13 protein-coding genes are annotated in these 11,332 nt (G+C 71.5%); 7 read left to right on the forward strand and 6 right to left on the reverse strand.

Going from position 1 to position 11,332, the window contains the following annotated elements; translation table 11 throughout:
- Window positions 1–82: 82 nt before the first annotated feature.
- Window positions 83–1,441, reverse strand: a complete 1,359-nt coding sequence (locus tag E1292_RS11135) for an alpha/beta hydrolase (RefSeq protein WP_132594725.1) — start codon at window positions 1,439–1,441, stop codon at window positions 83–85.
- A 99-nt stretch (window positions 1,442–1,540) separates the two neighbouring features.
- Here E1292_RS11135 and E1292_RS11140 point away from each other — a divergent pair, with 99 nt between their 5' ends.
- From E1292_RS11140 to E1292_RS11150, 3 genes are all read left to right on the forward strand, one after another.
- The gene (locus E1292_RS11140) at window positions 1,541–2,590 is read left to right on the forward strand and encodes a sensor histidine kinase (protein WP_132594727.1); all 1,050 of its coding nucleotides are present in this window, start codon (window positions 1,541–1,543) and stop codon (window positions 2,588–2,590) included.
- Window positions 2,587–3,219 carry a response regulator gene (locus E1292_RS11145; RefSeq protein WP_132594729.1) on the forward strand — a complete coding sequence of 211 codons (633 nt, stop codon included), beginning with the start codon at window positions 2,587–2,589 and terminating at the stop codon, window positions 3,217–3,219. The genes E1292_RS11140 and E1292_RS11145 overlap by 4 nt, the downstream gene beginning before the upstream one ends.
- 158 nt (window positions 3,220–3,377) lie before the next feature.
- Complete coding sequence (locus tag E1292_RS11150) at window positions 3,378–3,965, forward strand: class I SAM-dependent methyltransferase (RefSeq protein ID WP_132594731.1); 588 nt, start codon at window positions 3,378–3,380, stop codon at window positions 3,963–3,965.
- Here E1292_RS11150 and E1292_RS11155 read toward each other — a convergent pair.
- On the reverse strand, window positions 3,950–4,570 hold the full coding sequence (locus E1292_RS11155; RefSeq protein WP_132594733.1) for a TetR/AcrR family transcriptional regulator: 621 nt from the start codon (window positions 4,568–4,570) through the stop codon (window positions 3,950–3,952). The two genes, E1292_RS11150 and E1292_RS11155, sit on opposite strands and share 16 nt — an antisense overlap.
- Window positions 4,571–4,704: 134 nt before the next feature.
- Window positions 4,705–5,556 (reverse strand): alpha/beta fold hydrolase, encoded by an 852-nt coding sequence (locus E1292_RS11160; protein WP_132594735.1) that lies wholly within the window; start codon window positions 5,554–5,556, stop codon window positions 4,705–4,707.
- 80 nt (window positions 5,557–5,636) lie between these two features.
- On the opposite strand from E1292_RS11160, the gene E1292_RS11165 reads away from it, so the two are divergent.
- Window positions 5,637–6,497: a fructosamine kinase family protein gene (locus E1292_RS11165; RefSeq protein ID WP_132594737.1), complete on the forward strand. Its 861-nt coding sequence runs from the start codon at window positions 5,637–5,639 to the stop codon at window positions 6,495–6,497.
- 7 nt (window positions 6,498–6,504) lie between these two features.
- Here the strand turns inward: E1292_RS11165 and E1292_RS11170 are convergent, their stop codons facing one another.
- The 3 genes from E1292_RS11170 to E1292_RS11180 form a co-directional block, all read right to left on the reverse strand.
- Window positions 6,505–6,996 carry a hypothetical protein gene (locus E1292_RS11170; RefSeq protein ID WP_246090050.1) on the reverse strand — a complete coding sequence of 164 codons (492 nt, stop codon included), beginning with the start codon at window positions 6,994–6,996 and terminating at the stop codon, window positions 6,505–6,507.
- Between the two features lie 154 nt (window positions 6,997–7,150).
- Complete coding sequence (lpdA, locus tag E1292_RS11175; protein WP_132594739.1) at window positions 7,151–8,530, reverse strand: dihydrolipoyl dehydrogenase; 1,380 nt, start codon at window positions 8,528–8,530, stop codon at window positions 7,151–7,153.
- A 39-nt stretch (window positions 8,531–8,569) separates the two neighbouring features.
- Complete coding sequence (locus E1292_RS11180; protein WP_132594741.1) at window positions 8,570–8,944, reverse strand: tautomerase family protein; 375 nt, start codon at window positions 8,942–8,944, stop codon at window positions 8,570–8,572.
- Between the two features lie 19 nt (window positions 8,945–8,963).
- On the opposite strand from E1292_RS11180, the gene E1292_RS11185 reads away from it, so the two are divergent.
- From E1292_RS11185 to E1292_RS11195, 3 genes are read left to right on the forward strand one after another with little or no spacing between them, the layout of a single operon-like run.
- Window positions 8,964–9,614 carry a response regulator gene (locus E1292_RS11185; RefSeq protein WP_132594743.1) on the forward strand — a complete coding sequence of 217 codons (651 nt, stop codon included), beginning with the start codon at window positions 8,964–8,966 and terminating at the stop codon, window positions 9,612–9,614.
- Window positions 9,615–9,620: 6 nt separating this feature from the next.
- Window positions 9,621–10,673 carry a quinone-dependent dihydroorotate dehydrogenase gene (locus E1292_RS11190; RefSeq protein WP_132594745.1) on the forward strand — a complete coding sequence of 351 codons (1,053 nt, stop codon included), beginning with the start codon at window positions 9,621–9,623 and terminating at the stop codon, window positions 10,671–10,673.
- Window positions 10,674–10,688: 15 nt separating this feature from the next.
- The gene (locus tag E1292_RS11195) at window positions 10,689–11,243 is read left to right on the forward strand and encodes a GNAT family N-acetyltransferase (RefSeq protein ID WP_132594747.1); all 555 of its coding nucleotides are present in this window, start codon (window positions 10,689–10,691) and stop codon (window positions 11,241–11,243) included.
- The last annotated feature ends 89 nt before the right edge of the window (window positions 11,244–11,332 follow it).

Here is an 11,332-nt window from a genome sequence, read left to right on the forward strand (position 1 = left end):
AGAATGGAGCATCGCGCCTGCTCGTAGCGGATTTTCTGCCTGGGCAAACAACGACATGTCGCGAAAACGACAGCCGAAGTGGTCAGGCGCACTCGATGTTGCGCGGCGGGAGCTTGCGCGTGGTGACGTACGCGCTGACGTGGTCGATGACGCACGCGTTCGCCATCGCGGCGAAGAGGTTGTGCCCCGGGCCGTCAAACTTGATCATCCGGCTGCCCTTGACCTGCTCGACGACCCGTGACGTCGGCGCATAGTCCAGCCACGTCCCGGCCCCCAGCATGGGCGGCAGCTTCCCCGGCAGCGGCGACGGCGGGTTGGCGACCTGCGCGGGCCAGCCCGCGCAGGTGAGCGGGGCGTGCCAGGCCAGCGGGAACGCGGCCCCCATGCTGGGCGCGACCTTCCGCAGGCGCTTGACCGTGCGCGCCAGCTTCCGCTGACTATCCGGCCTGGGGAAGTCGAGGCACTCCTTCACGCCGCCACCCATGAGAGCGGGGTACGGGTCCGGCCCGCGCGGCGCGAACCCCGAGGCGTCGCCGCCCTCCGCCGCCTTGATGGCCGCCAGCAGGGCATCCCACTCGGCGGGGCCGCGCTTCCCCTTCTGGACGGCGAGGAAGCGCAACTGCGTGCCGTCGTAGCGGGCCTTCACCTTCGGCGCGGGGATAGGCTCCTTGCCGGCCCTGGCCACCAGCTCACGCCAGCGCCGCTCCGTGCCCTTGGGCGCCCAGGCGAAGAACCGGTCCATCAGCCGCTCGTGGTCGCGGGCGATGGCGGTCAGCTCGCGCTCCCAGTTCCGGGTGCTGTGGTTGCCGGTGCCGTCGACGTACATCGTCCGCACCCGGTCGGGGAACTGCCGGGCGTACGCCTGGGCGATGGTGCCCCCGTACGAGGTGCCGATGAAGTTCATCCTGTCCTCGCCGAGCGCGCGCCGGACGGCCTCGGCGTCGCGGGCGTCGCTCGCGGAGTCCATGTGGTCGAAGAGCTCGGGATCCGTGCTCCGGCACCGGTCGCCTCTGGCCTTGTTCGCGGCGGCGAGCCGGTCCAGCCCGGCCTGGTCGTCGGGGAATGCGGGGGTGCGCAGCGGGCCCCAGTCGCACTGGAGCACCGGTTCGCTGAGTCCGGGGTAGCCGCGCGGGTCCCAGGTCACGACGTCCATCGACTGCCGGATCTTCGTGAAGATCTTCGCCCAGGACCGCATGATGGCGATCTGGTCACCCTGAGGGCCGCCGAAGTTGATCATCACGGTGCCCTTCTTCTCGCCGGTCGCAGGCAGCCGGGCCACCTTCAGGGTGAGCTTCCTGTCGCTGCCGGGGGCGATCGCGACGGGCAGGTCCGCGCATTCGAGCTCGGACTTGGTGTCTCCGGGGCAGGCGGTCCACTGGAGGTCCTGCGCGGCCGGGGCGGGTGTGGTGAGCACGGTGAGTGCCAGGAGAGTTCGGATCACGTCGGCACGCTACGAGCCGGCGGGCCCGCCCGTCTGCCGCCGGAAGTCGCCGGAGATTGTTCTCCAAAGTTGACGGATGCCGTGAGTAGGGTGAGGCGTATGGCCTGGGTTGTGGCGGTAGCGGCCGCCGATACGGCGCTGTTGTGGCTGGTCGGGACGGAAGGCTGGGCCCTGGCCGCGTTCGCCGCGGTGACGGGCCTGGCCATGGCGGTGTCCCCGCGCAGGCCGCTCGCCGCGTTCCTGGTCGCCCTGAGCCTGGCGGTGCTCACCGGTGGCTCGTACGCGTTGCTCGTCTGCACCGGCTACCAAGCCGGGCACCGCATCTCCGCACGGTGGCACGCGATCGTGGCGCTCGCCGCGACCGTCGCCCACCTGGGCTTGCTGCTGATGATCGCGCAGCGCACCGCGTTCGCGCCCGAGCCGTTCGTGGTGCTGGCCCGCGCCGGGGTGCTGACCGCGCTGCCGGTGCTGGCCGGTCGCTACCTCGCCCAGCAGCGCGAGCACCAGCGCAGGGAACGGGAGCTCACCGCCGAGCGCGAACGGCTGCGCGAGCGGCTGCGCATCGCCCGCGACATGCACGACTCGCTCGGCCACCTCCTCGGCCTGGTCTCCGTGCAGGCGGCCGCGCTGGAGGTCGCCGCGCTGCCCGCCGAGCAGCGCGGCGCCGTACGCAGCCTGGCGAGCACGGCCCGTACGGCCATGACGGAGCTGCACGAGGTGGTCGGCGCGCTACGCCACGCGGACCGGCCGGGCGTGGAGGGCATCGACGACCTCGTGGCCAGGGCCGCGGCGGCGGGCCTCACGGTGACGGTCGAGCGGTCCGGCCCGGCCGCGCCGCTCGCGGAGGCGGACGCCGGCCACGCCGCCCACCGGGTCGTCCAGGAAGGGCTGACCAACGCGGCCAAACACGCGCCCGGCGCGCCGATCCGCGTGTCGCTCGACTGGCAGCCCGACGCCCTCCTGGTCAGCGTGGCCAACCCGGCCGTCACCCGCACCGGGCCGGCGACGTCGGGCGGCGCAGGGCTGGCCGGGCTGTCCGAGCGGGTGCGCGCGGCGGGCGGGCTGCTGCGGGTGCACGCGGAGCCGTACGAGTTCCGGGTGGTCGCGATGTTGCCGCTGGCGCGGGACGCGGTGGGGGCGCCGGCGTGATCAGGGTGCTGATCGCCGACGACGAGCCGCTCATCACGGCCGGCATCCGCGCCGTTCTGGAGTCGGCGGGCGACATCGAGGTGGTGGCGTGCGCGGGCGACGGGCGGGCGGCGGTGCTCGCCGCCCGCCGCCTGCACGTGGACGTGGCGCTGCTCGACATCGCGATGCCGGTGCTCGACGGGCTGGCCGCGGCTGCGGAATTGGGGGAGACGCGGGTGGTGATGCTGACCGCGTTCGGTGACGAGGAGAACGTACGGCTGGCCCTCCAGCGGAACGTTTCCGGATTTATCCTCAAAAGTTGTGATCCGGCGGAATTGATGAGGGCTGTTCGTGCCGCGCACGCGGGACATGCGTACCTGTCGCCCGAGGTGACGCGGCACGTGCTGGGCATGGTCTCGTCCGACGCGGGCGAGCGCGGTCGCGACGCCGAGCGGCGGCTGGGCGCGCTCACCCCGCGCGAGCTGGACGTGCTCCGGCAGGTGGCGGAAGGGCTGTCCAACGCCGAGGTCGGCAGGCGCGTCCACATGAGCGAGGCGACGGTCAAGACCTACGTGAGCCGCATCCTGACCAAGCTCGGCTGCGCGAACCGCGTCCAGGCGGCCCTGCTGCTCCGTGACGCCGCCTCCTGATGTTTCCTCCCAGAATGGCCCTTTCAGCAATTTCGAGCAGCCTTTCCGGTTCGCTTTCTTTTCGGCAAGGAAAGCGCGGAAAAAGGATCGCCACGGGTCCATCGTGCCTCGGGCCGAACCTATTCCTCGCGTTGTAGCGAATCTGGCAGAGTTCATCCATGGCCTTCGATCACAATGATCACTATCACGGGATGCTCCTGCGCCTGGTCCCCCGTGAGAGCCGCACCGCGCTCGACGTCGGATGCGGCACAGGACGCTTCGCGCGGCGGCTCACGGAGCTGGGCATGGAGGTCGACGCCGTCGACCCGTCGGCACGCGTGATCGCATCCGCCGTCGCGGCGTCGCCGGGCCGTGGAGGGCCGCGTTTCCGCTGCGCCGACATCACGGAGACGGAGCTGCTCAAAGACCACTACGACTACATCTCGTGCCTGGCCAGCATCCACCACGTGCCGTTCGGCACCGTCGCCATGCTGCGCGACGCGCTCGCCCCCGGCGGCGTGCTGGCCATTCTGGGCTGCTACCGCGAGTCGACGCCCACCGACCTGGCCTGGAGCCTGGCCGCCGTCCCGGTGAACGCGGCGGTCAGTCTCGCCATGGCCGGCCGGGGCGAGCCGTCCCCCGCGCCGGTCCAGCAGCCCCGGATGACGCTGGCGGAGATCCGGCAGGAGGCGGGCGTCCTGCTGCCCGGCTTCCGCCTGCGGCGGCTGCTGTTCTGGAGATACCTGCTCGCCTACCGCAAACCCTGACGCGGCAGGGCCAGGAGGACGAGCGCGTCGGCCAGGAGGAGGGTCTGCCGCTCGCAGCTCGCCTCGTCCGACGTCTCCGCGAACTCGAAGACCAGGCCGTCCATCCGGTGGATGAGGAACCGGGCCAGCTCGGGCACCGGCACGGCCGTGCGCAGGCCGTCCCGCTCCGCCGCGGCGGTCAGGGCGGAGTCGATGAGGTCACCGCCGAGCGGGGCGTTGATCTCGGCCCAGACGTCCCGGCCGGGGACGACCGCCTCCTTGTTGCGGATGGCCCACATGAGCAGCTCCATCAGCGCGAGATGCAGCCCGTGGTGGTCGCGGATCCACCGCCAGTACGTCGCCACGACCTCGCGCACGGTCACCTCGAACCCGGCCCCCCGGTCGAGCTCCTCGAAGGCGGCCAGCATCGTGGCGCGGCCGCGCCCGAGGATGAGCAGGTTGAGCTCGTCCTTGTTGCGGAAGCAGTAGTGCAGGGTGCCGAGCGGCACCCCCGCCTGCTCCGCGATGCGGCGGGTGGTCGCGCGGGCCAGGCCCTCGGTGGCGATCACGCGGACGGCGGCGTCGACGATGACGCGCCGCCGCTCGTCGGCGGACAGGTACGTCATCGCGGCGCCCCGCTGACCGCGGCGGGGAAGGTGGTCATGGCGCCCCGCTGACCGCGGCGGGGAAGGTGGTCATGGCGCCCCGCTGACCGCGGCGGGGAAGGTGGTCATGTCTCGCTGAACGCGGCCGCGGATCGTCATGGCGCCTCGATGAAGGCGCGCAGGAGCGCGAAGAACCGTTCGCCCTCCGTGTCGGCGATGAAGTGGCCCGACTCCTCGAAGATCTCCAGCCGTGCCCCTGCGGGCAGGGCGGTCATGATCTCCCGCGCCGAGGCGAGCGGTGTGATCGGGTCATGCGCGCCGGCCGCCACCAGCGCCGGGCAGCGGACGTCGCGGAGCTCGCCCCGCAGGTCGAACCGCTCCCGCGACATGAACCTCATCGTCAGCTCCGGGTTGGGGATCATCCGCATCATCGCCTGGATGTCCTCGGGGGAGGGGAAGGCCGGATCCGGGCTGTAGGAGGGCGCGCACAACCGCCCGAACCCCGCGAACGTCTCAGGCGTGCCTTCCGTGAGGAACGCCTTGGCCGCCAGCGCCGCCGCCTCGCCCGCCTCCGCGCGGAACCCCTCGACGACCTGGTCGACGTCCATGCGGGCCATCGTGCTCTGCAGGATCAGCTTCGCGGGGTGATCGGGGTGCCTGGCGGCGTAGTGCATGGCGACGATGCCGCCGAACGACCAGCCGAGCACGATCGGCTTGGTGATGCCGAGAGCGTCGCACAGGGCGGGGATGTCGTCGGCCCACTGGTCGAGGTGCCAGGTGGAAGGGTCGGAGTCCTGGCTGCGGCCGTTGCCGCGCTGGTCGACGTAGACGATCTGGACGAGGTCGGCCAGCCGCGCGTACGCCGGTTTGAAGATCGAGTGGTCGTGGCCCGGGCCGCCGTGCAGCAGGAGGAGCGTGGGCTTGTCTCGCATCGTGTCACCGTCGGGCACGAGGGCGGGGCCCTCGACGTCCACGAACAACGACGTGCCGTTCACCGTGACGCGCATGCAGGCTTCCTCTCCGTAAATGCTGGTCGCATGACCAAGTCATGTGACCAACATAGCCGGTTCGGGTTGGATATGTGGTCATGGACCTTCTTCTCGACCGGCTGCGTACGGCCGGATTCGACGCGGTGGCGGCGGAGGCCGCTCAGGGCGGGGTGGTGGCGCTGGCCGGGCTGGCGACCCTGCGCGACGGTTCCCGCGTGTTCGCCAAGACGCTGCGCGCCGACGTCCCCGACCTGTTCGAGGTCGAGGCGGAGGGGCTGCGCGTGCTGCGTGCCATGGGCGGCGTCACCACGCCCGAGGTGCTGGCGGTCACGCCCCGCCTGCTCGTGCTGGAGCCGTTACCGCCGCGCCGCGACGACGACGGACGCTTCTGGGAAGAGCTGGCCCGTGCCGTCGCCCACCTGCACACCACCACGCAGAGCGACCGGTTCGGCTGGCACCGGGACGGCTGGCTCGGGCGCCTGCGGCAGGACAACACCTGGGACACCGACGGGCACGCCTTCCTCGCGCGGCGCCGGATCCTGCGCTGGCTCCCGGAACCACGCGTGGAAGCGGCTTTCGACGCCGCAGAACGGCGCGCGCTCGAACGCCTCTGCGCCGCCCTGCCCGACTTGCTGCCGCCACGGCCGCCGGTGCTGACGCACGGCGACCTGTGGCGCGAGAACATCCTCTCCGGCCGGACCGGCGGCCCGGCGCTGATCGACCCGGCCGTCTCCTACAGCTGGGCGGAGGCCGACCTCAGCATGTTGTGGTGCTCGCCGCGCCCGCCCGCCTCCGACCGTTTCTTCGAGGTGTACGCGGACGCGGCGGGTCTCGACGGCGGCTGGCGGGACCGCCTGCCCCTGTTCCACCTGCGGGAGCTGCTGAGCAGCATCGCGCACGACGACCACGCCGCCGAGTGCGCCGAGGCCGTGCGCGAGATCGTCGCGCCGTTCGCCTAGCGGCGGCTCATCGCGCCGGCCGCTGGACCGTCGAGACCAGCAAGAGCAGCAGCGCGCTCTGCGCGAGCATGCCGGGCGCGAGCGGGGGCGCGTTGCCGACCGACTTGGTCAGCGCCGACCACCACTGGGCGAGCGGCGACAACGAGTCCCACGCGGGGTCCATCGCGCCCATGCCGTGGTTGACGGACACGTGGGTGAACACGCCGTACGCCGCCGCGAGCAGCACGATCAGGGCGAGCGCCCGGACCACGGTGAGCGTGCCGGGGGAGTCGCGGAGGGCGACCAGCACCAGCGCGACCGTCAGCAGCGCCAGCGTCGCCCACGGGATCAGCTGCGTCGGGCTGCCCCAGTGGCGTTCGAAGGCGAGCTCGGCCGCAGCGCCCGCGATGCCGATCGCGACCAGGGCCAGCAGGCCGAGCCTGAGCATCGAAGGGCCGGCGGGGGCACGCCGGCGGCGGGCCGACTGCACAGTGGTGTCTTCGGCGGGGGTGGAGGTCATGCGGGACACCGTCCGATGCGAAGGGTTCTTCGGTCGACTCCAAACTCTCCAGGCATCCTGGGAGAAAAATGGACGGTTTCTGAAGATCTGGTGAGAAAACGCCGCTGCACCAGCTGATCGGTACGGCGGCCCGCCGTACCGATCGCCGGCGGTCCTACATGTTGATCATGTGTCCGGCGAGGCCGTGCACGGCCTCCTTGACCGCCTCGCCGAGCGTCGGGTGCGCGTGCACGTTGCGCGCGACCTCGTGCACCGTCAGGTCCCACTGCTGGGCCAGGGTCAGCTCGGGCAGCAGCTCGGTGACGTCCGGCCCGATCAGGTGGGCGCCGACCAGCTCGCCGTGCGTGTTGTCACTGATGATCTTGACGAAGCCGGCGCTGTCGCCCAGCCCGTGCGCCTTGCCGTTGGCCGTGAACGGGAACTTCGCCACCTTCACGTCGTAGCCCAGGTCGCGCGCCTGCGCCTCGGTGTAGCCGAAGCTCGCGACCTGCGGCTGGCAGTAGGTCGCCCGCGGGATCATCACGTAGTCGAGCTCCATGGTCTCCGCGTCGCCGATCGTCTCGGCCGCGATGATGCCCATGGCCTCCGCGGCGTGCGCCAGCATGAGCTTGGCGGTGACGTCGCCGATGGCGAAGATGTGCGGCACGTTCGTCCGGCAGCGCCCGTCGACGGCGATCGCCCCCCGGTCGGTCAGCGCCACGCCCGTCTTCTCCAACCCGTAGCCGTCGACGCGCGGCTGGAAACCGATGGCCTGCAGGACCTTGTCGGCCTCCAGCACCTGCGTCTGGCCGCCCTTGGTGACGGTGACCTTGACGGAGGAGCCGGTGTCCTCGATGCCGTCGACGCGGGTGGAGGTCATCACCTCGATGCCGAGCCGCTTGTACCGCTTGGCCAGCTCGGCCGACACCTCCTCGTCCTCCAGCGGCACGACCCGGTCGAGGAACTCCACGATCGTCACCTTGACGCCGTAGTTGTGCAGCACGTACGCGAACTCCACCCCGATCGCGCCGGCGCCCGCGATGATGATGCTGCCCGGCAGGTCCTCGGTGAGGATCTGCTCTTCGTACGTCACCACGCGCTCCGACAGCTGCGTGCCCGGGATGAGCCTGGTGGTGGCCCCGGCCGCGATGATGCAGTGGGAGAACGTGATCGTCTCGCCGTTCACCTGGAGGGTGTTGGCGTCCAGGAACGTGCCCCGGCCGTCGTACTCCGTGATGCCGTTCTTCTTCATCAGGTAGTGGACGCCCTTGACCCGCCCGTCCGCCACCTTGCGGCTGCGCTGGAAGGCCGCGCCGAAGTCGAAGCTGACCTCGCCGCTGATGCCGAAGGTCTTGGCCTCGTGGTTGAAGATGTGGGCCAGCTCCGCGTTGCGCAGCAGCGCCTTGGAGGGGATGCAGCCCACGTTCAGGCAGACGCCACCCCAGTATTTCTCCTCGACGACCGCGGTCCGCAGTCCGAGCTGGGCGGCGCGGACGGCGGCCGTATATCCTCCTGGACCCGCGCCGAGAACGACGACGTCATAGTGAGTGCTCATGAGTCGGACCATACCGTCCGGCCGCCGTCACCCCACACGTCAGACCTCCACGTTGTACGGCAGGGCGAGCTCGTCAGCGGGAACCCCGCGGATGCCCCAGTTGACCTTGGGCATCTCGATGATGGTGATCTCAACGTCTTCGGGATCATAGCCGGATCTGGCGTAGATCTCCCGGATCAGCGCCCGCTTGGCATCGTCGCTGCGGCCGGTGAAGCAGACCACCTCGATGACGAGATAACGCTCCCCCCGCTGCGGGCAGACGAAGTCGTCGGCGTCCAGCAGCAGGAACCGGTGGAACCTCTTCTCCTCGGGCAGCCCCCAGGCGCTCACCAGACACGACTGGATGAGGTCCGACACCTCACGCTGCCGGCCCGCCCACACGTCCCTGCGCCCGTACACCTTCACCTGTGCCATGGGGGCCAATATAGAAGGTGTGATCCGCATACTCCTCGCCGACGACGAGGCCATGATCAGAGCGGGTGTCCGGGCGATCCTCGCGTCCGACCCGTCGCTCGAGGTGGTGGCCGAGGCCGCCGACGGCAGGCAGGCCGTCGACCTGGCCATCAGCCACCGGCCCGACGTGGCGCTGCTCGACATCCGCATGCCCAGGCTCGACGGGCTGGCGGCCGCGGCCGAGCTGCGCAGGGCCGCGCCGGGCGTGGCCGTGGTGATGCTCACCACGTTCGGGGAGGACGACTACATCGCCAAGGCGCTCGACGTGGGAGCAGGCGGGTTCCTGCTCAAGTCGGGAGACCCGCGGGAGCTGATCGCCGGGATCCACGCGGTCGCCGAGGGGGCGGCGTACCTGTCGCCCAAGGTCGCCCATCGGGTGATCACCCAGCTGTCGGGCGGCCGGATGGCCAGAGGCGCCGAGGCGCGTGACCGCGTCGAGAGCCTCACCGACCGCGAGCGGGAGGTGCTCGCCCTGCTCGGCGCCGGCCTGTCCAACGCCGAGATCGCCCGCAGGCTGCACATCGTGGAGGGCACGGTGAAGGCGTACGTCAGCGCCATCCTCACCCGGCTCGACGTGCGCAACCGGGTGCAGGCCGCGATCATCGCCTACGAGGCCGGGTTGGTAGCCTGACCCGTGATGTATCGCCTCGTGTTCACGCAGGTCTTGCGACGTTTCGACGCCGAGGCCGTGCACCACCTCACCGTGAGCGCCCTCGCGCTCCTCGCGCGGCTGCCGCTGCTCAAGCGGCTGCTGCACCGGGCCTTCGCGCCGCACGACCCGGCCCTGCGGGTGACGGCGTTCGGGGTGCACTTCCCCGGCCCGCTCGGGCTGGCCGCCGGGTTCGACAAGGACGCCGCGTGCGCCGAGGGCATCGCCGCGCTCGGCTTCGGGCACGTCGAGGTCGGCACCATCACCGCCCACGGCCAGCCGGGCAACCCCCGGCCGCGCCTGTTCAGGCTGGTGCGGGAGCGGGCGGTGATCAACCGGATGGGCTTCAACAACGCCGGCGCGGCGGCCGCGGCCCGCAGGTTGCGCCGCACGCGCGGCCTCCCGGTCGTGATCGGGGTGAACATCGGCAAGACCAAGGTGGTGCCCGAGTCCGAGGCGGTGGCCGACTACGTCACCGCCGCCAAGGAGCTCGCCCCCATGGCCGACTACCTGGTGGTCAACGTCAGCTCGCCCAACACCCCGGGCCTGCGCAACCTGCAGGCGGTCGCCCTGCTGCGGCCGTTGCTGACCGCGGTCAAGGAGGTCGCCGACAGCACGCCGCGCCGCACGCCGCTGCTGGTGAAGATCGCGCCCGACCTCGCCGACGACGACGTCGACGCGGTCGCCGACCTGGCGGTGGAGCTCGGCCTCGACGGGATCATCGCGACCAACACCACGATCAGGCACGGCGGCGAGACCGGCGGGCTTTCCGGGCGCCCGCTCAAGGCCCGCTCGCTGGAGGTGCTGCGACGGCTCAGGGCCAGGGTGGGCGACCGCCTCACGCTGGTGTCGGCAGGCGGCGTGGAGGACGCCGACGACGTCTGGGAGCGGCTGCTGGCCGGGGCGACGCTGGTGCAGGGTTACACCGGCTGGATCTACGGCGGCCCGCTGTGGGCCTCGCGCATCCACCGGCAGCTCTCCCGCCGGGTGCGCCGCCACGGCATGACGTCGATCGCCGACGCGATCGGCCGCACCGCCTGACACTAGGCTGTGACGGTGATTCCCGAGGTGCCCCTCCCAGACGGCGTCGTCCTGCGCCTGGCCGCCGAGCGCGACGCCGAGGCCCTGCTTCACGCCTACGTCCGCAACAGCGAGCATCTGCGCCGGTGGGAGCCCCGGCGGCCAGCCGACTTCTTCACCCTGCCCGGCCAGGCCCACCGGCTCAAAGACCTGCTCGCGCAGCAGCAGCAGGGCCGGGCGGTGCCGTGGCTGCTCCTCCACGGCGAGCGTGTCGTGGGCCGCATGACGCTCAGCAACATCGTCCGCGGCCCATGGCTCAGCGCCGACCTCGGCTACTGGATCGACGCCGGCCATGCGGGGCGCGGCCTGGCCACCCGGGCGGTGCTGGAGGTGTGCCGGATGGCCGACCAGGACGTCGGCCTGCACCGGATCGCGGCGGGCACCCTGCTCGACAACGTGGCCTCGCAGAGCGTGCTCCGCAAGGCCGGTTTCGAGCTCTACGGCACCGCGCCGCGCTATCTGGAGATCGACGGGCGCTGGCAGGACCACCGGCTCTTCCAGCGCATCCTCAACGACCGCCCGGCCCGCTGACCGGCCGCGCGGCGAGCGCGTCCCCGACGTGCCCGCCCGGCCCTCTGACCGGTCGCGCGGCGAGCGCGTCCCCGCGAGGCCCTCTCACC

Origin of the sequence: Nonomuraea deserti (assembly GCF_004348685.1) — a bacterium.
GTDB classification, from domain to species: Bacteria; Actinomycetota; Actinomycetes; order Streptosporangiales; family Streptosporangiaceae; genus Nonomuraea; species Nonomuraea deserti.